Here is a 22,441-nt window from a genome sequence, read left to right on the forward strand (position 1 = left end):
AGCCCCGGCAACGTTCTCACCCTCAGGAGTCCCCATGTCCCACGTTCTCGACCGCACCGCCCAGACCGACGTCCCGATCCTCGACGTCCTCGCCGAGCGATGGAGCACCCGTGTCTTCGACGCGGAGGCCCCGATCGACGAAGACGCCCTGCGCGCCGCCCTCGAGGCTGCTCGCTGGTCGCCGTCGGCCAACAACTCGCAGCCGTGGCGCTTCCTGCTCGCCCGCCGCGGAACCGACGCGCATGCGCAGATCGTGGGCTCGCTCGTCGGTTTCAACCAGGGCTGGGCGCCGGCCGCCGGCGCGCTGCTCGTCATCCTCGCCGAGACGGCCGACGAGGAGGGCAACGCCCGCCCGTGGGCGACGTACGACGCCGGTCAGACGGCCGCCTTCTTCACGGTCGAGGCGCACGCCCGCGGCCTCGCCACCCACACGATGGGCGGCTTCTCCCCCGACGACCTGCGCACCGCGTTCGACATCGAGGAGCGCTTCACGCCGGTGACCGTGATCGCCGTCGGCGCCTTCGGCGACCTCGATGCCGCTGACGAGGCCGTCCGCTCGCGCGAATCCGCGCCCCGCGTGCGTCGTCCGCTCGCCGAGTCGCTGCTGCTCGACGCCTGAGGCCCCGCGGCGTCCGCCGCGCCCCGCCGGCCCGCGGCATCCGTCCGCCCCCGGCCCGTCATTCACGGGACGGGGGCGGACGGCGTTTCCGCGGCGGTCGCCGCGGGCCCGCGGATTCCACGGCCACGGCCCGCCTCACCCGCGGCCGAGCGCGCGGACGAGCGAGCCCGCGCGGGGGCCGGCCGCCTACCCTCGCGGAGGTGACGACCTCCTCCTCCTCCGGCATCGGCACCGCGCGACCACGCCGACGCATCGTCGCCTGGCTGCTCCCGGGTCGACGCGGGCGTCGACTCGCCCTGGCCCTCGGGTCCACGATCCTCCTGATCGCGATCGCGGGACTCCCGGTGTTCGTCTTCCCCCCGCCCGGCGACCCGGGCGACGCGAGCCTCGTCTACGTCATCGGGCCGCCCCAGCAGGAGCGGCTCGACCTCGCCCGCACGCTGCGCGACGCAGATCGACCCGTTCCACTGCTGATCTCCGTGTCCGACTCCGGCACGGGCCACGGCGAGGCCCGCTTCGATGCCGCGGCTCTGGACGTGTGCCGACGGCGCGGGGTCACCTGCGAGACGCCCGACCCGTTCACCACCGCCGGCGAGAGCCGGCTCCTCGACCGCTACGACGCGACGCACGAGTCGGGCAAGACCGTGGTCGTCACGTTCACGCCGCACGTGGCCCGAACCCGGTACATCTTCGCGAAGTGCTCCGCCGCCGATGTCACCGTGGTGGGCGTCGACACCGACCTGACGCTGTTCGACTGGGTGTTCCAGTACGCGTACCAGAGCGCGGCGTTTGTCAAAGCCTGGCTGACGCCCTGCCCCTGACCCCCGCATGAAGAGGGGGGATGCCGCGCGCTGAACGTGGCATCCCCCCTCTCGTGACCTTCCGTCTACTCCACGATCTCGGCCTCGATCACGTCGTCGTCGGTGTCGTCGGTGTCGTCGGCCGCGGGGCCGGCGCTCGCCAGCATGAGCGACTCGCCGTCGCTGGCCACGTCGACCCGAACGACGTCGCCGTCGCGCACGGTGCCGGCGAGGATCGCCATCGCGAGGCGGTTCTGGATCTCGGTCTGGATGAGCCGGCGCAGCGGCCGGGCGCCGTACACCGGGTCGTACCCGCGCTCGGCGAGCCACGACCGCGCGTCGGGGGTGACGGCGAGGGTGAGCCGGCGCTCGCGCAGCCGCTTGTGCAGCGCGTCGACCGCGAGTTCGACGATCTGGGCGAGATCGTCCTGGCTCAGGGCCTGGAAGATCACGATGTCGTCGAGACGGTTCACGAACTCGGGCTTGAAGGCCTGGCGCACGAGCGCCTGCACCTGGTCGCGCTTGGCATCCATCGACAGCGTCGGGTCGATGAGGATCGGCGAGCCGAGATTGCTGGTGAGGATCAGGATGACATTGGTGAAATCGACCGTGCGGCCCTGACCGTCGGTCAGGCGACCGTCGTCCATGACCTGCAGCAGCACGTCGAACACCTCGGGGTGGGCCTTCTCGACCTCGTCCAGCAGCACCACGCTGTAGGGGCGACGGCGCACGGCCTCGGTGAGCTGGCCGCCGGCCTCGTACCCGACGTAGCCCGGAGGGGCTCCGACCAAGCGCGAGACGGAGTGCTTCTCGCCGTACTCCGACATGTCGATGCGCACCATGGCGTGCTCGTCGTCGAAGAGGAAGTCGGCCAGCGACTTCGCCAGCTCCGTCTTGCCGACGCCCGTGGGGCCGAGGAACAGGAAGGAGCCGACCGGGCGGTTCGGGTCGCTGATGCCGGCGCGCGAACGACGGACGGCGTCGGAGACGGCCTTCACGGCATCCTTCTGCCCGATCAGACGTCTGCCGAGCTCGCGCTCCAGGTGCAGCAGCTTCTCGGTCTCGCCCTGCAGCAGACGGCCGACCGGGATTCCGGTCCACGCGGCGATGACGGCCGCGATGTCTTCATCGGTGACCTGCTCGTTCACCATCCGGTCGCCCGCGGGCTCGTCGCGCTCGGCCTTCATGAGTTCGCGCTCGAGCGCCGGGATCTCGGCGTACAGCAGCCGCGACGCGCGCTCGAGGTTTCCCTCGCGCTGGGCGCGCTCGGCATCCACGCGGGCGGCGTCGAGCCGGGTCTTGAGGTCTCCGACGCGGTTGAGCGAGGCGCGCTCGCGCTCCCATCGGGCCTGCAGCTCGTCGAGCTTGGCCTGTTCGGCGACGAGGGTCTCGCGGAGCGTCGCGAGCCGCTCCTTCGAGGCGGCGTCCTTCTCCTTCTTCAGCGCGAGCTCCTCGAGCTTGAGCCGGTCGACGTGACGACGCAGCTCGTCGATCTCCAGCGGGGCCGAGTCGATCTCCATGCGCAGGCGGGATGCCGCTTCGTCGATCAGGTCGATGGCCTTGTCGGGCAGCTGACGCGAGGGGATGTACCGGTTGGACAGGGATGCCGCGGCGACCAGCGCCGCGTCGGCGATGGCGACCTTGTGGTGCGCCTCGTAGCGCTCCTTGAGGCCGCGGAGGATCGCGACGGTGTCTTCGACCGTCGGCTCGCCGACGTAGACCTGCTGGAAGCGGCGCTCGAGGGCGGCATCCTTCTCGATGAACTCGCGGTACTCGTCCAGCGTGGTCGCGCCGATCAGGCGCAGCTCACCGCGGGCGAGCATGGGCTTGAGCATGTTGCTGGCCGCGACCGAGCCCTCGCCGCCTCCCGCACCCATGAGCACGTGCAGCTCGTCGATGAACGTGATGATGCGCCCGTCGGATTCGGTGATCTCCTTGAGGACGCTCTTCAGCCGCTCCTCGAACTGGCCGCGGTACATCGCCCCGGCGACGAGCGCCGAGATGTCGAGCGAGACGAGCTCTTTGTTCTTGAGGCTCTCGGCGACGTCGCCCGCGACGATGCGCTGAGCGAGACCCTCGACGACGGCGGTCTTGCCGACGCCGGGTTCGCCGATGAGCACGGGGTTGTTCTTGGTGCGCCGGGTGAGCACCTGGCTGACGCGGCGGATCTCGCCGTCGCGCCCGATCACGGGGTCGAGCTTGCCCTGGCGGGCCCGGTCGGTGAGGTTGATGCCGAATTGCTCGAGGGCGCTGCGCGCGTCCTCCTGCCCCGGCTGTTGTGTGGCGTTCATGTGTTCTCCTGAAGTCTGTCGCAAAGTTGAGTTGCGTTGACTCAAGTTTAGCAGCGCGTGCTTCGGAGGGCAATGGATGCCACGACTCCCGCGCGCTGCGGCCCCTCGCGCCGACACGGCGAGGGCGGAGCTCCGGCTCTCCGAGGCCTCACCGCCCGCCCCGCACGCCGGCGCCCCATTCCGGACACCGAGAGCGCGCCACGTGCACGGGATCACCCGCTTTCGCGCCGGCATTGCGGGATCTGGGCAGAGAGGGGCCATCTCGACGCACGTCGCACCGGCAGGCCTCGCGCCGGTGCGGGCGACCGTGGGGCGGCAGCAACGTCGCGGGGTGGCGGGGGCGGGGGCGATCGGTCAGGCCGGGATCGCCTCCGGCTCCGGGACGGACGCCGAAACCTCGGCCCCTGTGCACGAGAAACGGGCGCGGTACGCCGTCGGCGTCAGACCCATCGTGCGGGCGAAGTTCTGCCGCAGCACCGCGGCCGACCCGAAGCCGCACTCGGCGGCGATGCGGTCGAGCCCGAGGTCGGTCTCCTCCAGCAGTCGCTGCGCATGCAGCAGGCGCTGGCGCGCGAGCCATGCCGCGGGGGTGGCACCGAGGTCGGCCTTGAACCGCCGGGCGAAGGTGCGGGCAGACATGTGGGCGCGCGCCGCGAGCCGATCGACCGACAGCTCGGCATGCAGGTTCTGCAGCATCCATTCGGTGACCGGGGCGAGCGAGAGCGAGGCGTCGATCGGAATAGGAGAAGCGATGAACTGCGCCTGGCCGCCGTCGCGCTGGGGGGCGACGACCATGCGCCGCGCGATGCGGTTGGCGAGTTCGGAGCCCAGCTCCTGCCGGAGCAGGTGCAGACAGGCGTCGAGCCCCGCCGCCGTCCCGGCGCTCGTGATGATGTTGTCCGATTGCACGTACAGCACGTCGGGATCCACGTCGATCTGCGGATACATGCGCGCCATCGTGTCGGCATAGCGCCAGTGCGTGGTCGCGCGCCTGCCGTCGAGCACCCCGGATGCCGCGATGACGAACGATCCGCTGCACACGCTGAGAAGCCACGCGCCGCGGGCGTGCGCGGCGCGGACGACCTCGATGACCCGCTCATCCACGTGATCCCACTGCGAACGCGGGATCGGCGCGAGCACGAGGATGTCGACGTCCTCCGCGGCATCCAGGCCGTGCTCGACGTTGATCGAGAAGCCGATGTTGGACGACACGGCGCCCGGGTCGGGGGCCACGATGCGGAAGTCGAAGTTCGGGATGCCGTCGTCACTGCGGTCGAGGCCGAAGGCCTCGCAGGCGAGGCCGAACTCGAACGGGGCGAACCCGGGTTGGACGACGACGGCGACCGAGCGCATACGCACCTCCGAAGTGGCAGAAATCTTGCGATGTGCGTCCATCATGCCACTCGTGGGCCTGATTCCTCTACCCGTAGCTTTCCTGCCATGGCTTACTTCATCGCTCTCGGCATCCTGTCGCTCGCCGGAATCATCGGCACCGTGTGGCTCATTCGCACCGACGGCTATGGCCGCATCCCCACCGACCCCTCGCGCCTCGCGTCGACAGAGCGAGCCCGCGCCGTGCCCACGACAAAGGTCGGTCAGCCACTGACGCCCGCGACGGCGGTCGGGCAGCCGGCGCCCGCGACGCAGGTCGCGCAATCCGCGAAGCCCATAACGGCGACGATCGCCGTCCCGCGGCCCGGCGGTCGCCTGGCCTGACCGCCGTTCGGTTCTTCCCCGCCCACTCCCGGGCGCCCGACGGAACAACGAAGACCGAACCCCCGACACGCCGGCCCCCGGATGCCACACGCCGGCGTGTCGCCCGAACCACCCGCCGCCGTGCACACCGCGCCCCGCCGCCGGTGCCCGATCCACGGCGCCGGCGCGGGCGGATGACCCACGGCGCGACGGCGCGGCGGAGAAGCCCGGCGCGGACCGTGGCGGCGAGATCCCGACGCCGGCCGCGGAGACGCGTCAGCGGCCCGCGGCCACGGTCCGTTCGTACACGGCGACCATCGCCGCGGTGCGGGACGACTGGCGGAAGCGCTCCGCGATCGACGGCTCGGGTCGCACGGGCGAACCCGCGGCGATATCGGCGGCGGCGCGGCGCAGAGACTCCGCGAGTGCCGGGACCGTGGCATCCGCGACGGTCCAGGTCCCCCCACCGAGCTCGGCGGCGATGTCGGGGTCGCTGACCACGGCGGGCGTCCCCAGCGAGGCGGCCTCGAAGACCGTCATGCCCTGGGTCTCGAAGCCGATGGAGGTCTGCACCACCGCATCGGCGTCGGCGAGACGGGCGAGGGTCTCGGCGTAGGGCAGTCGTCCCGCGAAGGTCACGTCGGCGGTGGGGTGTTCGCGCTCGACGAGACGCCGCGCGGCGTTCAGCTGTGCGCCGCCGCCGATGATCTCGACCTCGGCATCGATTCCGGATGCCACGACGGCCTCGAGGAAGGGGAGCAGGCGTTTCTCGGGGCTCATGCGCCCGAGCCACACGAAGCGCGGACGACCGGGGCGGCGCGCGGAGGGGCCGAAGGCCAGGGCGGCGTCGAGCACGTCGTCGTCGATGCCGTTCCAGATGACGTCGACCGAGGGGGCCACCCCATGCTGCTCCAGGCGGCGGGCGAAGTGCGCGGACGGTGCCGTGACCGCGCGCGACAGTCGCGCGAGGCGGTGCAGGAACGCCCATCCGTCGACGCGCGACGCCGGGCCGCCGGAGCCCGTGGAATCGCGCGGGGCTCGCAGCCCCTCACCGGCGTCCGGCGAGGACCTTCCGCCTCTGCGCGTGGCGAGCGGTCGGGCGGCGAAGGGAGCGTCCGCGACCGGCAGCGCCCGGCGCGCCCAGGCATTGAGCACACGCAGCACCAGCCCCGGAAAAGGCGCCGTCGCCGCGATCCCCACGTCGACGCGATTGTGCATCGTGTGCACCACCGGCAGCCCGTGTCGCGCGGCGAAGCGGTGGCCGATGAAGGCGCCCCAGAAGTCGGCCTGCACGTGCACGACGTCGGCGGGCAGCCGCGCGCCCATCTCGGCATCCAGGAATCGGTCCGTGCGCGCACCGGGCCACGTGAGCGCGTACTCGCGGTCGGGGGTGATCGCGATCGACGGGAGGTCGAGGTACGCCGGATCGTCGGATGCCGGACGATGCAGGCGCGGAGCGACGACCGTCACGAGGTGACCGGCGCGTTCGAGGAACCGTTTCTGCAGTCGCATCGACACCTGCGCACCGCCCAGCGACTCGAGGTGCTGGTCGGCGAACATCACCACGTGCACGCGGTCACTCCGGCAGCGGGCGGCCGCGATACAGCGCTTCGAAGGTGTCGAGGGTGCGGGTGATGTCGTGCACGGCGACGGCGTCGAGGGACGCCTGCTGCATGCGCAGACGCTCCTCGGGCGACGCGGTGAGCACATCGGTCAGGCGCGCGGCGAGCTCGTCGGAATCGCCCGGCGTGAAGAGGTAGCCGTTCTCACCCTCGTGCACGAGGTGCGGGAGGGCGACGGCGTCGGCGGCCACGATCGGCAGACCGGATGCCATGGCCTCCATCGTGGCGATCGACTGCAGTTCCGCGATCGAGGCGATGGCGAAGACGCTGGCGCGCGAGTACAGGTTGCGGAGCTCGTCGTCGGACGCGTGCCCGTGGAACGTGACGCGCTCGGCCACACCGAGCTGATCGGCCAGCGCCTCGAGCTTGGCACGCTGGTCGCCGCCCCCGACGACGTCGAAGGTGACGTCGAGCGCGGGATCGAGCTTCGCCAGCGCCGCCAGCACCACGTCGATGTGCTTCTCGGTGGTGAGTCGACCGACGAAGAGGATGCGATTCGCATCACGGGGGGTCAGGTCGGGGCGGTAGTTCGAGCGGTCGATTCCGCACGAGATCGGGATGACGCCGTCGATGTCGATCGTCGCCTCGAGGAAGTCGGCCGCCTTACGCGTGGGCGTGGTCACGGCGCGCGTCATCTTGAAGGTGCGCTCCGCATCAGCCCACGCGAGCTTGACGAAGACGCGATCGAGCCAGTCGGGAAGCGTGGTGAAGTCGAGGATGTTCTCGGCCATCACGTGGTTCGTCGCCACGACGGGGATGCCGCGCTTGCGGGCCTCGCGGGCGAGACCCCGACCGATCACGATGTGCGACTGGATGTGCACGACGTCGGGCTTGACCTCGTCGAGCACGATGCGGGCGTAGTGCTTCGAGCGCCACGGCAGCACGTAGGTGATCCAGTCGTGCGGGAGGAAGCGGTAGGCCGGCAGCCGGTGCATCATCATCGGCTGACCCTCGATCGTCTCGATCGCGGTGCCCGCGTTGCTGTGGCCGACGCTCGGGGCGGCGACGTGCACGTCGTGGCCCCGCGCGACGAGACCCGCCGCGAGGCGCTCGGCGAACCGGGCGGCGCCGTTCACGTGGGGCAGGAAGGTGTCGGCGCCGATGAGGACCTTCAGCGGACGGTCGGCGGACGCGGACGAGCCGGGTGACTCGGCGGCGGGCGCGGGGGTGTCGGCGGGCGTCGCAGGAGTGGTCACGTGTGGTGAGGCCTATCTGTGCGGCGGAAAGGTCGCTGGGATGAAGCGGTGCGCAACTGCGCGGTTCACAGCGGTGAACGTGTCATCCACTGTACCCGGGCGGGTTTCCGCCGCCCGGGAGCCGTTCACAGGCGGGCGCCGGGTGAGTCGGATCATCGACGGCCGGGAGCCCGCGCCCCTCGATGCCCGGGGTCGCACGGCGCGGGCCCGCGCCCGCGACGCACGACGCGCCCCTGTCAGCGCCCTTCCGGCGACGGGGAACCGTTCGCCGGCCGCGGCGGCCCGTCGACACCCGCCGGGACCACCACCTCGGAGGACGCGGCCGCCATCGCCGACACCACCTCGCTGTCGCCGGTGATCGGCGCGTGCCGCTGCTCGCCCGGGCGTTCCTGTTCCGCTCCCGCCGTGTCGAGGTCGGCCGCGGCCTGTTCGAACTGCGACCGGTAGAGCCGGTAATACGCGCCCTGCGCGGCGATCAGCTCGTCGTGCGTGCCCTTCTCGACGATGTCGCCGTGCTCCATCACGAGGATGAGGTCGGCGTCGCGGATCGTGGAGAGGCGGTGGGCGATGACGAACGAGGTGCGACCCTCGCGCAGCGCGGCCATCGCCTGCTGCAGCAGCAGCTCGGTGCGCGTGTCGACGGACGAGGTCGCCTCGTCGAGGATCAGCACCGACGGCCGCGCCACGAACGCTCGCGCGATGGTGATGAGCTGCTTCTCACCGGCCGAGACATTGGCGGCATCCTCGTCGAGGACGGTGTCGTATCCCTCGGGGAGAGAGTGCACGAACTGGTCGACACGCGTCGCCACCGCCGCCTCGACGATCTCGTCGTCGGTCGCGCTCTCGCGGCCGTAGCGGATGTTGTCGCGGATCGATCCCGCGAACAGCCACGGGTCCTGCAGCACCATTCCGGTGCGGGAGCGCACATCGTCGCGACGCAGCTCGGCGATGTCCTGGCCGTCGAGCAGGATGCGCCCTCCGTCGAGCTCGTAGAAGCGCATGATGAGGTTGACCAAAGTGGTCTTGCCCGCCCCGGTGGGTCCGACGATCGCGACGGTCTGCCCGGGCTCGACACGGAACGACAGGTCGGTGATGAGGGGCCTCTCGGGCGTGTAAGAGAAACGCACGTTCTGGAACTCGATGACGCCGCGACCCTCGGGGGCTGCGGGCGCGTCGGCCGCGTCGGCCTCCTGCTCGTCGGCGTCGAGGAGGGCGAAGACGCGCTCCGCCGATGCGGTTCCGGACTGCACGACGGCCGCCATACCGCCCAGCTGCGACAGCGGCTGCGTGAACTGCTGCGAGTACTGGATGAAGGCCTGCACATCACCGAGTCGGATCTGCCCGCCCGCCACCATGAGGCCACCGAGCACGGCGATGCCGACGTACGTGAGGTTTCCGACGAACATCATGCCCGGCATGATCATGCCGGAGAGGAACTGCGCCTTGAAGCTCGCCTCGTAGAGCTCCTCGTTCTCGACCTCGAACTTCTCTCGGGCGTCTTCCTCGCGCCCGTAGACCTTGACCAGCGCGTGCCCCGAGAACGACTCCTCGACGCGGGCGTTCAGGCGGCCCACCTTCTTCCACTGCTCGCCGAACGCCTTCTGCGATTTCGGGCCGATCACGCCGAAGATGACCGCCATGAGCGGCAGCGATACCAGGGCCACGAGCGCGAGCTGCCAGGAGATCGTGAACATCATGATGAGCACACCCACGACCGTCAGCACCGAGGTCAGCGCGCTCGAGAGCGACTGCTGCATGGTCTGGGTGATGTTGTCGATGTCGTTCGTCACGCGCGAGATCAGCTCGCCGCGTTGGACCTTGTCGAAGTACGACAGCGGCAGACGGTTGATCTTCGCCTCGACGTCTTCGCGGAGACGCCACATCGTGCGCACCATGATGACGTTGATGACGTAGCCCTGGATCCACGACAGCAGCGACGACCCGACGTAGATCGCGAGGACGGTGACGATCACGACGCGCAGCGCGTCGAAGTCGACGCCCGCGCCGACCTGGAAGCTGTTCATCGCGGAGACGATGTTGGCGACGTCGGTCTGCCCCGATGCGCGCAGCGCCTCGACGACGGCCTCCTTGGACGTGCCGGCGGGGAAGGCCTCGCCCAGCCCGCGCGAGACGACGCCCTCGAAGATGATGTTGGTGGCGTCTCCCAGCACACGCGGGGCCAGGACGGCGAGCACCACCCCGAGAGCTCCGAGTGCGGAGACGAGGGCGAACGCCCACGCGTAGGGACGCAGCAGACCGATCAGGCGTCGGAAGCTCGGCCCGAAGGCAGCGGCCTTGCCGGGCGCGACGCTGTTCCAGTCGCCGGAGTTCTGTCGCGCCTGCTCGGCGAGCTCGAGCTCGGCGCGGTCTTCGTCGGTGAGGGCGTCGGGCACGCTCATGCTTCCACCCCCAGCTGCGATTCGACGATCTCTCGATATGTGGGACTCGTGCGCAACAGCTCGTCGTGCGTGCCGAGTCCGGCCATGCGCCCGTCTTCGAGGACGACGATGCGGTCGGCCCCGGTGATGGTGGACACGCGCTGCGCGACGACGATCTTCGTCACCTCCGGGAGCTCCTGCCAGAGTGCGGCCCGCAGGCGCGCGTCGGTGGTGAGGTCGAGCGCCGAGAACGAGTCGTCGAAGACCAGCACGCGGGGCCGATGCACGATCGCCCGCGCGATCGCGAGGCGCTGGCGCTGACCGCCCGAGACGTTGGTGCCGCCCTGGGCGATGCGCCCCTCGAGCTTTCCGTCCATCGCCTCGACGAAGTCGCGGCCCTGCGCGATCTCGAGGGCGTGCCACAACTCGTCGTCGGTGGCGTCTTCGCGCCCGAATCGCAGGTTGGACGCCACGGTGCCGCTGAAGAGGAAGGGTCTCTGCGGCACGAGGCCGATGCCCTTCCACAGCTCGTCGAGGTCGGCCTCGCGCACGTCGACCCCGCCGACGCGCACCGCACCGCCCGTGACGTCGAACAGGCGCGGGATCAAGGACACGAGGGTGGTCTTGCCCGCTCCCGTCGATCCGACGATGGCCACGGTCTCGCCGGGGGCCGCTCGGAAGGTCACACCCGCCACGACCGGCGACTCGGCGCCCGGGTAGGCGAACGACACGTCGTCGAACTCCACCGCGCCGGCCTCGGCGAAGACGCTGACCGGGTTCTCGGGGCGCTGCAGGGTCGAACGGCTGTCGAGGACCTCGCCGATGCGCTCGGCCGAAACGGCGGCGCGAGGGATCATCACGGTCATGAAGCTCGCCATCAGCACGCCGCCGAGGATCTGCGCGACGTACTGGATGAACGCGAAGAGGGTGCCGATCTCGACTCCGCCGGCGTCGACCTGGATGCCGCCGAACCAGATGACCCCCACGACGGTCACGTTGAGCACGAGCATGGCCAGCGGGAACAGCAGCACGAAGAGGGAGCCCACCTTGCGGCCCACCACGAGGATGTCGGTGTTGGCCCGGCGGAAGCGCTCTTCTTCGATGCGCTCGCGCACGAAAGCGCGGACCACGCGCACCCCCGTCAGCTGCTCGCGCATGACCCGGTTCACGCCGTCGAGCTCGGACTGATAGCTGCGGAACAGGGGCACCATGCGAGCGATGATGAGCCCCGCCGCGATGAGCAGCACGGGCACCGCGACGGCGATCAGCCAGCTGAGCCCGACGTCTTGCTGGAGGGCCATGATGACCCCGCCGACCGCGAGGAGCGGGGCGCTGACGAGCATGGTGGCGCCCATCATCGCCAGCATCTGCACCTGCTGGACGTCATTGGTGTTGCGGGTGATCAGAGAGCCCGCGCCGAACTGCGACAGCTCACGCTCGGAGAATCCGCTCACGCGCTCGAAGACGTCGCGCCGGATGTCGCGGCCGGCGGCCATGGCGGCACGCGCGGCGAAGTATGTGGCGATGACGGATGCCACGATCTGACCGAGGGAGATGACGAGCATCAGGGCGCCGCGCGACCAGATGAACCCCGTGTCGCCCTGCGCGACACCGAGGTTGATGATGTCGGCGTTGAGGCGCGGCAGGTAGAGCGTCGCCAGGGCGGACGCAGCCTGGAAGACGAGGATCGCGACGAGCAGCCATCGATACCGCGACAGATAACGCATGAGGAGTTTGCCGAGCACGGGACCCTCCGGGTGTTCGAGTGCGATCGCGATGACCGCGGTCCCAGCCTGGCACTGACCTCCGACATCGGCGAGGCTTTCCCGCGTGGGAGCGTTCTCTGCTCGCGAACGCCGGCACTCGGCATCCCTCTCCCAGGAGGCGGCTCGTAGGCTGAGGGGCATGTCCCGACTGCAGGCCGACGCCCCCGCCGACCTCTGGGTGCCGGTGACCGGCTCCCTCGGATTCCGCGGCCGCCGCCACCGCAAGGCGGCGATCGGCATGCTGCTGAGCCAGGCGAACCAGGGCACGGGCGCGACACCGCGTCCGGGCGGCGGCGCCTTCGCCTGGATCCTCAGCCAGGCGGCCCCGTTGCTGATGCGCCGCGCCGCCGGTCGCGTGCTGGTGTGGGTGTGGAAGAGCGACCCGGAGCTGCTGGTGGTGATGGCGCAACTGCAGGAGGCGACGCCGCAGCTGCGCACCGCCCGCGCCATGATGCCCATGGAGTACGACGACACCGAGTCGTTCCGGAACCCTCACCTCGGCGTCGGCGAGAAGCTGGCGATGCCCCTGCCCGCCGACCCGAAGACCCCGCCGTTCGCGACGTACACGTGGGACACCGGCTCGCACTTCGTCACCGTCACCGCGGTCTGCGCGGACCGCCAGCGCTTCGGCACGGTCATCGGCGCCGTGGATGACGTCGCCCGCACGCTCCGCGTCGTCGACGACCTGCAGGTCGGGGAGTCGCCGACCGTGCTGCGCATCGATCCGGCCTGATCGGGCAGCGACCCACGGTGGGGGTCGGCACGTCCGCCGGAGCCACCGGGCATGCGCCGCGTTCCGGTCCCTCCGACAGGCTCAGGGACCTCCGCTGCGCAGGCGAGCGTCGCAATCTCAGTCGTCGAGATCGAACGGGCCCGACGGGCGCCAGAGCACGATGTCGGTCGCCCGGCGGACGCGCGCGCCGTGGCGCAACGTCACGACCGAGCCGGTCGCGCCCGCCGCGAAGACGCGCGCACCGGGGCGCGACTGCCGCTCGGCCGAGAGCTGTCGTTCGAGGTCGTTTACACGACGCGCCAGCTCGTGCACGCGCTCCTCGAGAGCGAGCAGGCGCGCGATGGCGGGCAGGCTCATGCCCTCACCGGAGAGCCGCGCGACCTCGCGCAGCTGCTGCACGTGACGGCTGGAGTACCGCCGCGATCCGCCCTGGGTGCGCGCGGGCACCACGAGACCGAGACGGTCGTACTGTCGCAACGTCTGCGGGTGCATGTTCGACAGCTCCGCCGCGGCGGCGATGGCGAAGATCGGGGCGTCTTCGTCGATCTCTCTCTCAGCCACGTCTCACCTTCTTCCGTCGTGGCGGGTGCGACACCGGGTTCTCGGCATCCTGACTCATCGGATGCCGAGAACCACGGCGACGCGCGTGCGTCTACCGCGCTTTGGCCATCAGGTCGGCGCGGGGGTTCTCTTTCGGTTCGAGCGCCTGGTAGCGCTCGAGGGCTTCGCGGGCCGCGTCGTCGAGGTGTGCGGGCACGGCCACCTGGACCTCGGCGAGCAGGTCGCCGGTGCCCTTGGCGGTCGCGATCCCGCGGCCTTTGACGCGCAGCACTCGACCCGAGGGGGTTCCCGGGGCCACGCGCAGGCGAACGGTCTCGCCGCCCAGCGCGGGCACCTCGATCGTGGCGCCGAGAGCGGCCTCGGTGAAGGTGACGGGGACCGTCACCCGCAGGTTGAGGCCGTCGCGCGTGAACACGGGGTGCGGGCGCACCGCCACCGTCACGACGATGTCGCCGCTCTCGCCGCCGTCGGGGGACTTGCGTCCACGACCCCGGAGTCGGATCTTCTGCCCGTCCGAGACGCCGGCCGGGATCTTCACCTTGAACGGGACGTTGTCCTCGCCCTGCAGGGTGATGGTCTCGCCCTTCGCCGCGGTGACGAAGTCGATCGTCGTCCGCGCCGTCACATCGGACCCGCGCTGGGGGCCGCCGAAACCGCGGAACCCTCCCGTCGTCTGACCGAAGCGTCCGGAGCCGAAGCCCCCGCCGCCCTGCTGGTCGAACATCGAGAAGAAGTCGTCGAAGCCGCCCTGGGGCTGGCCGCGACCCTGACCGAACCGACTGAAGACGTCGTCGAAACCGCCGCCGCCGCTCGCCCCCGGAGCGGAGAAGCGCGCCCCCGAGCCCATGGCCCGGATCTGGTCGTACTCCTCGCGCTGCTCGGGGTCGTTGAGCACCGAATAGGCCTCGCTGATCTCCTTGAACTTCGCCTCGGCTTTCGCGTCACCCGGGTTCGAGTCGGGGTGGTACTGGCGCGCGAGCTTGCGATACGTCTTCTTCAGATCGGCAGCGCTGACGCTCTTGTCGACACCGAGGACCTTGTAGAAGTCCTTGTCGAACCAGTCCTGACTCGCCATGCGTCCTCCTCTTAGGCCGGCACGGCGACGACGACCTTGGCCGGTCGCAGCTCGACCGAACCGAGGCGGTAGCCGACCTCGACGACCTCGAGGATCGTCGTCTCGGTCACACCCGGGGTCGGCGCCTGGAAGATCGCCTCGTGCTGCTGGGGGTCGAACACGTCGCCGACGGCGCCGTACGACACCACGCCGAGGCGCTCGGCCACGGCCCGCACCTTGTCGCCGATCGCGGCGAGGGGGCTGCCCTCGACGAGGTCGCCGTGCTTGGCGGCGCGGTCGAGGTCGTCCATGACGGGCAGCAGGCCCTTCACGGCCTCGCCCTTGGCGCGCTCGATCTCGCGCTCCCGCTGCTCTTCGGTGCGCCGACGGTAATTGGCGTACTCGGCCTGCAGGCGCTTGAGGTCGATCAGCAGCGAGGCCTCCTTGTCGGAGGACGCACCTTCTGCGGCCGCCTCGGGCGTCTGCTCGGCGCCGAGGATGTCGTCGATGGTCAGGCCATCGGCATCCGTCCCCGAAGGCTCGGACTGGTCGCCCGACGGCGCGGGGCCGGAGGTGTTCTCCTCCGGCCCCGTCTCGTCAGGACCGGCGCCCGAGCCCGTGGGCTGTTCGTCGTCCTTGTGTGCCATGTTCTCTGCTTACTTCTTGTTCTCGTCGGGGTTCTCGTCGTCGACGACCTCGGCGTCGATGACGTCTTCCTCGGGATTCGGCGTCTCGCCGTTGCCCGGCTGACCCACGTTCGGGTCGGCCTGCTCGCCCGCGGCCTGCGACGAGGCGTAGATCGCCTCACCGAGCTTGCCCTGGCTGGCGTTCAGCTTGTCGAACGCGGTCTTGACCGCGTCGTCGTCGTCGCCGGCGAGAGCCGTCTTGAGCGCGTCGACATCGCCCTGCACCTCGGTCTTGACCTCGGCGGGGAGCTTGTCGTCGTTCTCCTTGATCAGCTTCTCGATCGAGTACGACAGGGTCTCGGCCTGGTTGCGGGTCTCGGCGGACTCGCGGCGCTTCTTGTCGTCGGCCGCGTTCTCCTCGGCCTCGCGCACCATGCGCTCGATGTCCTCCTTCGGCAGCGACGAGCCGCCCGTGATGGTCATCGACTGCTCCTTGCCGGTGCCCTTGTCCTTCGCGGACACGTGCACGATGCCGTTGGCGTCGATGTCGAAGGTGACCTCGACCTGCGGGATGCCGCGGGGAGCCGGGGCGATGCCGGTGAGCTCGAAGGTGCCGAGCGGCTTGTTGTCGCGGGTGAACTCGCGCTCGCCCTGGAAGACCTGGATCGCGACCGACGGCTGGTTGTCGTCGGCGGTGGTGAAGGTCTCGCTGCGCTTGGTCGGGATGGCCGTGTTGCGCTCGATGAGCTTGGTCATGATGCCGCCCTTGGTCTCGATGCCGAGGCTCAGGGGGGTGACGTCGATGAGGAGGACGTCCTTGCGCTCACCCTTGAGGACACCGGCCTGCAGGGCTGCACCCACGGCCACGACCTCGTCGGGGTTGACGCCCTTGTTGGCGTCCTTCCCGGTCTCCTTCTTCACCAGCTCGGCGACCGCGGGCATGCGGGTCGAGCCGCCGACGAGCACCACGTGCGCGATGTCGTCGACCTTCACGCCGGCTTCGCGGATGACGTCGGAGAAGGGCTTGCGGGTGCGGTCGAGGAGGTCCTTGGTGAGGTCCTCGAACTTCGCGCGGGAGAGGGTCTCGCTGAGGGAGACGGGGCCCGAGTCGGTGAGCGACAGGTAGGGCAGGTTGATGGAGGTCGAGGTCGAGCTCGACAGCTCCTTCTTCGCCTGCTCGGCCGCTTCCTTCAGACGCTGGAGGGCGATCTTGTCGCCCGAGACGTCGACACCGGTGGTGTCCTTGAACTGCTTGATGAGGTAGTCGACGACGCGCTGGTCCCAGTCGTCTCCACCGAGGCGGTTGTCACCGGAGGTGGCGCGCACCTGGATGGTCGAGAAGTCGTCGTCCTTGCCCACCTCGAGCAGCGAGACGTCGAACGTTCCGCCACCGAGGTCGAAGACCAGGATGAGCTCGTCTTCCTTGCCCTTGTCGAGGCCGTACGCGAGGGCCGCGGCGGTGGGCTCGTTGATGATGCGCAGCACGTTGAGGCCCGCGATCTCACCGGCCTCCTTGGTGGCCTGACGCTCGGCGTCGTTGAAGTACGCGGGGACGGTGATGACCGCATCGGTCACGCTGTCACCGAGGTACTCCTCGGCGTCGCGCTTCAGCTTCTGCAGGATGCGGGCCGAGATCTCCTGCGGCGTCCACTTCTTGCCGTCGACGTCGAAGCTCCAGGTGGTGCCCATGTGGCGCTTGACGCTCGAGATGGTGCGGTCGACGTTGGTGACGGCCTGGCGCTTGGCGGTCTCGCCGACGAGCACCTCGCCGTCCTTCGTGTAGGCGACGACCGAGGGGGTCGTACGGAAACCCTCGGCGTTCGCGATGACCTTGGGCTCGCCACCCTCGAGCACGCTCACGACGGAGTTGGTCGTACCGAGGTCGATTCCCACTGCACGGGGCATATGTGTCTCCTTGCTTGTGAGCACGGCCGATGCCGCACTCGGGGTTCTGGGTGAAAGTCTCTGCGCGGGTTGAGCCGCGATGACTCAAGGTTATCGAACCCCCGTCGGGAGGTCAAGGCGACTTGATATGAATTGGCTCAACTTCTGGATGCCGCGGTTTCCGAATCACTCCCCACCCCCCCCACGTACCGTTTTGGGGCGCATTCCTCCGTCTGGGGCGCGAAATGCCACGCCCCAACCGCAGAAACGCGCCCCAAATCTTCACCTTTCGCCCCGCGACCACGACGCCCCCGCGACCCGGAAGTCGGCGGGGGCGTCGAACGGATGCCGCGAGCCCGGCGCGGCGGCCGGGCGGAGGCTCAGTCGCGGTCGCGATCGCGGCGCTGCGGCCGGTCGCTGCGCTTGGCGGAGCGACCGCCCTGGTCGAGGCGCAGGTCGATGAGCTGGCCCGAGATGCGGGTGTCGGCGAGGCGGTCGATCGTGTCGCGCGAGAGGTCGGCGGGCAGCTCGACGAGCGAGAAGTCCTGGCGGATCTGGATCGCGCCGAAATCGTTGCGGCGCAGGCCGCCCTCGTTCGCGAGGGCACCCACGATCTGGCGCGGCTCCACGCGCTGGCGACGGCCCACCGCGATGCGGTACGTCGCGAAGCGTCCGCCGCCGCTGCGGCGATCGCCGCGGTCTCCGCCCTCACGAGCAGGGCGGTCACGGTCGCGGTCCCGGTCGAAGCGCGGCTGCTGGATCGTCTCCTCCTCGAGCAGCAGCGGCGTGTCGCCCTGGGCGACCACGGCGAGAGCTGCGGCCACGTCGGCCTCGGGCACGTCGTGGTGCGCGACGTAGTGGGCGACGACGTCGCGGAAGGTCGCGATCGCGGCGGTGTCCTCGAGGGCGGTCGTGATGGCGTCGTCGAAGCGGGTGAGACGCGTGGCGTTGACGTCGTCGACGCTCGGCAGCGACATCTCGGTCAGCGGCTGACGCGTGGCCTTCTCGATCGCGGTGAGCATGCGGCGCTCACGCGGCGTCACGAAGCTGATCGCGTCTCCCGTGCGGCCCGCGCGACCGGTGCGGCCGATGCGGTGCACGTACGACTCGGTGTCGATCGGCAGGTCGTAGTTGACGACGTGGCTGATGCGCTCGACGTCCAGACCGCGCGCGGCGACGTCAGTGGCGACGAGGATGTCGAGCTTGCCCGACTTGAGCTGGTTGACCGTCCGCTCGCGCTGCACCTGGGCGATGTCGCCGTTGATCGCGGCGGCCGTGTAGCCGCGGGCGCGGAGCTTCTCGGCGACCGTCTCGGTCTCGTTCTTCGTGCGGGTGAACACGATCATGCCCTCGAAGTTCTCGACCTCGAGGATGCGGGTCAGCGCATCGATCTTCTGCTGGTACGACACCACGAGGTAGCGCTGGGTGATGTTCGCCGAGGTCGTGGTCTTGGTCTTGACCGTGATCTCTTCGGGGTCGTTGAGGTACTGCGCGGAGATGCGGCGGATCTGCGCCGGCATGGTGGCCGAGAACAGCGCGACCTGCTTGGTCGAGGGGGTGTCGGCGAGGATCGTCTCGACGTCCTCCGCGAAGCCCATCTTGAGCATCTCGTCGGCCTCGTCGAGCACGAGGAACTTCAGCTCGCTGAGGTCGAGGGTGCCCTTGTCGAGGTGGTCCATGATGCGACCGGGGGTTCCGACGATCACGTCGACACCGCGACGCAGGGCCGACAGCTGCTGGCCGTACCCCTGTCCGCCGTAGACGGGGAGCACCGAGACGCCCTTGATGTGCGCGGCGTACTTCTCGAACGCTTCGCACACCTGCAGCGCGAGCTCACGGGTGGGGGCGAGCACGAGGGCCTGCGGGTTCTTGTGGCCGGTCTCCATCTGCGACAGCACCGGGAGCGCGAAGGCCGCGGTCTTGCCGGTTCCGGTCTGGGCGAGGCCGACGACGTCGCGGCCCTGCAGCAGCACGGGGATGGTGGCCGCCTGGATCGCGGAAGGGGTCTCGTAACCCACGTCCTTCAGGGCCTTGAGCACGGCGGCATCCAGTCCCAGGTCGGCGAAGGTGAGCTTTTCGGGGGTGGTCTCGGCCTCAGCGGAGTCGACGGGGGTTTCGGATGCCATGACTCCACGGTAGTCTCCTGCGCGCCCGAGCGCGGGCCGGGGTCTAGCCTGAACCCGCGCGACGTCGTCGTCGCCGCGTCGTGCCGGGGCACCCGGCGTTCACCGAAGGGCCCTACCGTGACCGACATGTCCGCGCCCGGCACCGCCTCCGCCCCTGCCGCCGGCCGACGTCCCGTGCTGGCATGGGCCCTGTGGGACTGGGGCTCGGCGGCGTTCAACGCCGTCGTCACGACGTTCGTCTTCAGCACCTATCTCGCCAGCTCGCTCTTCGTCGACCCGGCCGTCGTCTCCGCCGCCGGGGGCGACGACACGAACCCCGCGCTCGTGCGCGCCCTCGCCGACAATGCCAGCCTCGTCGGCGTCGCCCTCATGATCGCGGGCATCGTCGTCGCCCTCGTGGCCCCCGTGCTCGGTCAGCGCTCCGACGGCACCGGTCGCCGCAAGCTGTGGCTCGGCATCAACACCGGTGTCGTGGTGCTCGCCATGGCGGCGATGTTCTTCGTGGAAGGCACCCCCGCGTACCTGATCCTCGGCGCGACGCTGCTCGCCGTCGGCAACGTGTTCTTCGAGTTCGCGAGCGTCAACTACTACGCGATGCTCACGCAGGTCTCCACGCGCGAGAACATCGGCCGCGTCTCGGGCTTCGGCTGGGGCATGGGCTACGTCGGCGGAATCGTCCTCCTCCTGCTCCTGCTGGTGCTCTTCATCCAGAGCTTCGCGGATCCGGATGCCGGTGGCCTGCTCGCCGTGAGCAAGGACGGCGGTCTGAACATCCGGCTGGCGATCCTGGCATCCGCCGCCTGGTACGCGGTGTTCGCGATCCCGGTCCTCGTTCGAGTGCCCGAGATCCCGGCCCAGCGGCGCCGGGTGCGCGTCGGCTTCTTCCGCTCGTACGTCGTGTTGTGGGGGACGCTCCGCTCGCTCTGGCGCGACAGCCGCCAGGTGCTGCTGTTCCTCGTCGCGAGCGCCGTCTTCCGCGACGGCCTCACGGGGGTGTTCACGTTCGGCGCGATCATCGCGGCCCAGGTCTTCGGGTTCAGCTCGACCGAAGTGCTCTACTTCGCCGTCGCAGCCAACGTCGTGGCGGGCATCAGCACCTTCGTCGCCGGGCGCTTCGACGACCTGTTCGGCCCGAAGCGCGTGATCCTGGCATCCCTGGTCTGCTTGATCGTGCTCGGCACGACGATGCTCTTCATCGGAACGTCGCAGACCGGCTTCTGGATCGTCGGCCTGGGTCTGTGCGCCTTCGTGGGACCGGTGCAGTCGGCGAGCCGGTCGTTCCTCGCGCGCGTGGCGCCCGAGGGACGCGAGGGCGAGATCTTCGGGCTCTACGCCACGACCGGTCGCGCGGTGTCGTTCCTGGCCCCGGGCCTGTTCGCGCTCTTCGTCGGCATCACGGGCGACACCCGCCTCGGCATCCTCGGCATCGTGCTGATCCTCGGGGCCGGGCTGCTGCTGATGCTGCCGGTGAAGACCACGGCGGCCGTGATCCGCTGACGCGGATGCGCCGGCTCAGTCGCTCGGCCAGGCGTCGGCGAACTTCGCCAGCAGGCGGGCGAACTCCGCGCGCTCGGCGTCGCTGAAGGATTCGAGCGCGGAGCGCACGGCATCCCGCCGCCGACCGCGGAAGCCGGAGACGAGCCCCTCCCCCTCGGCGGTGAGGCGCACGCGCGTGCGGCGCGCGTCGTCGGGGTCGGGCTCGCGCGCGACCAGCCCCATCTGCTCGGCCTGCTGCACCAGGCGCGACGCCCGGGGCTGATCCACACCGACCGCCTCGGCGATCTCGCTCACCGACAGCGGACCGGATGCCGCGACGAGAGCATCGAGCAGACGCAGTCGCGCGGGACCCCCGAAGCGTCCTCGCGCCGGATCGGCCCACGGCGGCGCGCCACGACCCCACGGACCTCCGCCGTGCCCACCGTGCGGGTGGTGGTGCGCATCGGGCGGGAAAGGCGGGCGCGGGCGCCGACCGCGCAAGCGCGCGAGCGCCGCAGCGATGTCGTCGGCGGGGTCGGATGCCATCCCTCGACTTTACATGTCGCTTGACAAGCATCAGGAATACATGTCACAGTACATCCGTTGTCATATGACATGCAACGGCGGATCGACCGCCGACGAAAGGACTTCTCATGAACACCTCCACACCTCTGGACGCCCGCGGCCTCGCCCACCGCCTCACGACGGTCGGCCACGCGCTGCACCACCGCCTCTTCGCGCAGCTGCGCGACAGCGGCATCCCTCCCAAGACCCTCTTCCTGCTCAGTGCCGTCGACGGTCGCGTCGACGCACCGTGGATCGCCGCGCGCCTCGCCCGCGGCGGGAAGCGCATCGACTCGCTCGTCGCCGAGGGCTGGATCGCCCGTGGCGACACGGGCTGGACGCTCACCGACGAGGGCCGCGCGGTTCTCGCCCGGGTGGATGCCGCCCGCGCGGCGCTGCTCGCCGACGTTCCGACCGAGGAGCTCGAGCACCTGACGACCGCCCTCGACGCGGTGTCGGCCGCCCTCGGCCTCGACGAGGCCGACGACGACAGCCGTCTCCCCGTCGGACCTGCGGTACCCGGCGCCGGTCGCGGCTTCGGCCCCTTCGGACGCGGCTTCGGGCCCGGGATGCGCGGCTTCGGCCCCCGCTTCGGTGCGGACCCGCAGCCGTTCGGGCCGCGAGAGCACGGCGAGCGCGACGGGCGCGGCTTCGCGCACGGCGACCGCGGCTTCGCGTCCGGCGACCGCGGCTTCGCGTCCGGCGACGCCGGGCGGGGCGCGCACGGTCGTCACGGCTCCGCGCACGGCGAGACGGGTCACGAAGACGCCGGTCACGGGCACCTCGGCACCGCGGACCGCGGCGAGCACGATCGGGCCGGCCGCGGCCGCGGGTGCGACCCGCGCCGTGACGGCTCCGGACACGAGCACGGACACCACCGCGGGCACGGTCACCACGACCGTCGGTCGGCGCAGCGCGCCTACGAACGCGGGTTCGACGCCGGTTTCCGCCGCGGCCGCGAAGCATCGGCATCCGGTGCCGCGTCGGCATCCGGTGACACGTCACCGTCCGCGTGAGGTCGCATAAACGCTCTTCGTGGGTAAAAACGCG

Annotated in this window: 18 protein-coding genes; 6 read left to right on the forward strand and 12 right to left on the reverse strand. The window is 70.3% G+C overall.

Annotated elements, in window-relative coordinates; translation table 11 throughout:
- Positions 1-34: 34 nt before the first annotated feature.
- Together AB0N80_RS01535 and AB0N80_RS01540 are read left to right on the forward strand one after the other, a co-directional pair.
- Entirely contained in the window at positions 35-619 is a 585-nt protein-coding gene (locus AB0N80_RS01535) for a nitroreductase family protein (protein WP_315994271.1), read from the forward strand.
- A gap of 200 nt (positions 620-819) precedes the next feature.
- A complete protein-coding gene (locus AB0N80_RS01540; protein WP_315994270.1) occupies positions 820-1,440 on the forward strand; it encodes a YdcF family protein in 621 nt (206 codons plus the stop codon).
- A 65-nt stretch (positions 1,441-1,505) separates the two neighbouring features.
- On the opposite strand, the gene AB0N80_RS01545 is transcribed toward AB0N80_RS01540, so the two are convergent.
- Entirely contained in the window at positions 1,506-3,710 is a 2,205-nt protein-coding gene (locus AB0N80_RS01545) for an AAA family ATPase (RefSeq protein WP_363577137.1), read from the reverse strand.
- Positions 3,711-4,064: 354 nt separating this feature from the next.
- A complete protein-coding gene (locus AB0N80_RS01550) occupies positions 4,065-5,063 on the reverse strand; it encodes a helix-turn-helix domain-containing protein (RefSeq protein ID WP_363577139.1) in 999 nt (332 codons plus the stop codon).
- Positions 5,064-5,150: 87 nt separating this feature from the next.
- Here AB0N80_RS01550 and AB0N80_RS01555 point away from each other — a divergent pair, with 87 nt between their 5' ends.
- Entirely contained in the window at positions 5,151-5,426 is a 276-nt protein-coding gene (locus AB0N80_RS01555) for a hypothetical protein (RefSeq protein ID WP_363577141.1), read from the forward strand.
- A gap of 255 nt (positions 5,427-5,681) precedes the next feature.
- On the opposite strand, the gene AB0N80_RS01560 is transcribed toward AB0N80_RS01555, so the two are convergent.
- From AB0N80_RS01560 to AB0N80_RS01575, 4 genes are all read right to left on the reverse strand, one after another.
- Positions 5,682-6,977, reverse strand: coding sequence for a glycosyltransferase (locus AB0N80_RS01560; RefSeq protein WP_363577143.1), 1,296 nt, complete (start codon positions 6,975-6,977; stop codon positions 5,682-5,684).
- 4 nt (positions 6,978-6,981) lie between these two features.
- Complete coding sequence (locus tag AB0N80_RS01565) at positions 6,982-8,223, reverse strand: glycosyltransferase (RefSeq protein WP_363577145.1); 1,242 nt, start codon at positions 8,221-8,223, stop codon at positions 6,982-6,984.
- A gap of 236 nt (positions 8,224-8,459) precedes the next feature.
- A complete protein-coding gene (locus AB0N80_RS01570; protein ID WP_363577147.1) occupies positions 8,460-10,622 on the reverse strand; it encodes an ABC transporter ATP-binding protein in 2,163 nt (720 codons plus the stop codon).
- The gene (locus tag AB0N80_RS01575; RefSeq protein WP_363577149.1) at positions 10,619-12,346 is read right to left on the reverse strand and encodes an ABC transporter ATP-binding protein; all 1,728 of its coding nucleotides are present in this window, start codon (positions 12,344-12,346) and stop codon (positions 10,619-10,621) included. The genes AB0N80_RS01570 and AB0N80_RS01575 overlap by 4 nt, the downstream gene beginning before the upstream one ends.
- 160 nt (positions 12,347-12,506) lie before the next feature.
- Here AB0N80_RS01575 and AB0N80_RS01580 point away from each other — a divergent pair, with 160 nt between their 5' ends.
- Complete coding sequence (locus AB0N80_RS01580; protein WP_363577151.1) at positions 12,507-13,100, forward strand: hypothetical protein; 594 nt, start codon at positions 12,507-12,509, stop codon at positions 13,098-13,100.
- A 117-nt stretch (positions 13,101-13,217) separates the two neighbouring features.
- Here AB0N80_RS01580 and AB0N80_RS01585 read toward each other — a convergent pair whose 3' ends face one another.
- The 5 genes from AB0N80_RS01585 to AB0N80_RS01605 form a co-directional block, all read right to left on the reverse strand.
- Positions 13,218-13,661, reverse strand: coding sequence for a MerR family transcriptional regulator (locus AB0N80_RS01585; RefSeq protein WP_363577153.1), 444 nt, complete (start codon positions 13,659-13,661; stop codon positions 13,218-13,220).
- A gap of 91 nt (positions 13,662-13,752) precedes the next feature.
- On the reverse strand, positions 13,753-14,736 hold the full coding sequence (locus AB0N80_RS01590; protein ID WP_315994261.1) for a DnaJ C-terminal domain-containing protein: 984 nt from the start codon (positions 14,734-14,736) through the stop codon (positions 13,753-13,755).
- Between the two features lie 11 nt (positions 14,737-14,747).
- A complete protein-coding gene (grpE, locus tag AB0N80_RS01595) occupies positions 14,748-15,362 on the reverse strand; it encodes a nucleotide exchange factor GrpE (RefSeq protein WP_315994260.1) in 615 nt (204 codons plus the stop codon).
- 9 nt (positions 15,363-15,371) lie between these two features.
- Complete coding sequence (gene dnaK / locus AB0N80_RS01600; protein ID WP_315994259.1) at positions 15,372-17,246, reverse strand: molecular chaperone DnaK; 1,875 nt, start codon at positions 17,244-17,246, stop codon at positions 15,372-15,374.
- Positions 17,247-17,605: 359 nt separating this feature from the next.
- Positions 17,606-19,351, reverse strand: a complete 1,746-nt coding sequence (locus AB0N80_RS01605) for a DEAD/DEAH box helicase (protein WP_315994258.1) — start codon at positions 19,349-19,351, stop codon at positions 17,606-17,608.
- Positions 19,352-19,477: 126 nt separating this feature from the next.
- Here AB0N80_RS01605 and AB0N80_RS01610 point away from each other — a divergent pair, with 126 nt between their 5' ends.
- Positions 19,478-20,848: an MFS transporter gene (locus tag AB0N80_RS01610; RefSeq protein WP_363578166.1), complete on the forward strand. Its 1,371-nt coding sequence runs from the start codon at positions 19,478-19,480 to the stop codon at positions 20,846-20,848.
- 15 nt (positions 20,849-20,863) lie between these two features.
- Here AB0N80_RS01610 and AB0N80_RS01615 read toward each other — a convergent pair whose 3' ends face one another.
- Positions 20,864-21,373: a MarR family transcriptional regulator gene (locus AB0N80_RS01615; RefSeq protein WP_363577156.1), complete on the reverse strand. Its 510-nt coding sequence runs from the start codon at positions 21,371-21,373 to the stop codon at positions 20,864-20,866.
- A gap of 107 nt (positions 21,374-21,480) precedes the next feature.
- Between AB0N80_RS01615 and AB0N80_RS01620 the strand changes: the two genes are divergently transcribed.
- Positions 21,481-22,407, forward strand: a complete 927-nt coding sequence (locus AB0N80_RS01620) for a hypothetical protein (protein WP_363577158.1) — start codon at positions 21,481-21,483, stop codon at positions 22,405-22,407.
- Positions 22,408-22,441: the final 34 nt, after the last annotated feature.

This window comes from Microbacterium sp. NPDC089188 (assembly GCF_040685155.1).
GTDB classification, from domain to species: domain Bacteria; phylum Actinomycetota; class Actinomycetes; order Actinomycetales; family Microbacteriaceae; genus Microbacterium; species Microbacterium galbum.

What these genes read in the sequence shown, in the direction of transcription:
- AB0N80_RS01550 (WP_363577139.1), bottom strand. Translation starts at nt 5,063, where the DNA reads ATGCGCTCGGTCGCCGTCGTCGTCCAACCCGGGTTCGCCCCGTTCGAG.
- dnaK (WP_315994259.1), bottom strand. Translation starts at nt 17,246, where the DNA reads ATGCCCCGTGCAGTGGGAATCGACCTCGGTACGACCAACTCCGTCGTG.
- AB0N80_RS01545 (WP_363577137.1), bottom strand. Translation starts at nt 3,710, where the DNA reads ATGAACGCCACACAACAGCCGGGGCAGGAGGACGCGCGCAGCGCCCTC.
- AB0N80_RS01605 (WP_315994258.1), bottom strand. Translation starts at nt 19,351, where the DNA reads ATGGCATCCGAAACCCCCGTCGACTCCGCTGAGGCCGAGACCACCCCC.
- AB0N80_RS01610 (WP_363578166.1), top strand. Translation starts at nt 19,478, where the DNA reads ATGTCCGCGCCCGGCACCGCCTCCGCCCCTGCCGCCGGCCGACGTCCC.
- AB0N80_RS01555 (WP_363577141.1), top strand. Translation starts at nt 5,151, where the DNA reads ATGGCTTACTTCATCGCTCTCGGCATCCTGTCGCTCGCCGGAATCATC.
- AB0N80_RS01570 (WP_363577147.1), bottom strand. Translation starts at nt 10,622, where the DNA reads ATGAGCGTGCCCGACGCCCTCACCGACGAAGACCGCGCCGAGCTCGAG.
- grpE (WP_315994260.1), bottom strand. Translation starts at nt 15,362, where the DNA reads ATGGCACACAAGGACGACGAACAGCCCACGGGCTCGGGCGCCGGTCCT.
- AB0N80_RS01535 (WP_315994271.1), top strand. Translation starts at nt 35, where the DNA reads ATGTCCCACGTTCTCGACCGCACCGCCCAGACCGACGTCCCGATCCTC.
- AB0N80_RS01615 (WP_363577156.1), bottom strand. Translation starts at nt 21,373, where the DNA reads ATGGCATCCGACCCCGCCGACGACATCGCTGCGGCGCTCGCGCGCTTG.
- AB0N80_RS01620 (WP_363577158.1), top strand. Translation starts at nt 21,481, where the DNA reads ATGAACACCTCCACACCTCTGGACGCCCGCGGCCTCGCCCACCGCCTC.
- AB0N80_RS01590 (WP_315994261.1), bottom strand. Translation starts at nt 14,736, where the DNA reads ATGGCGAGTCAGGACTGGTTCGACAAGGACTTCTACAAGGTCCTCGGT.
- AB0N80_RS01580 (WP_363577151.1), top strand. Translation starts at nt 12,507, where the DNA reads ATGTCCCGACTGCAGGCCGACGCCCCCGCCGACCTCTGGGTGCCGGTG.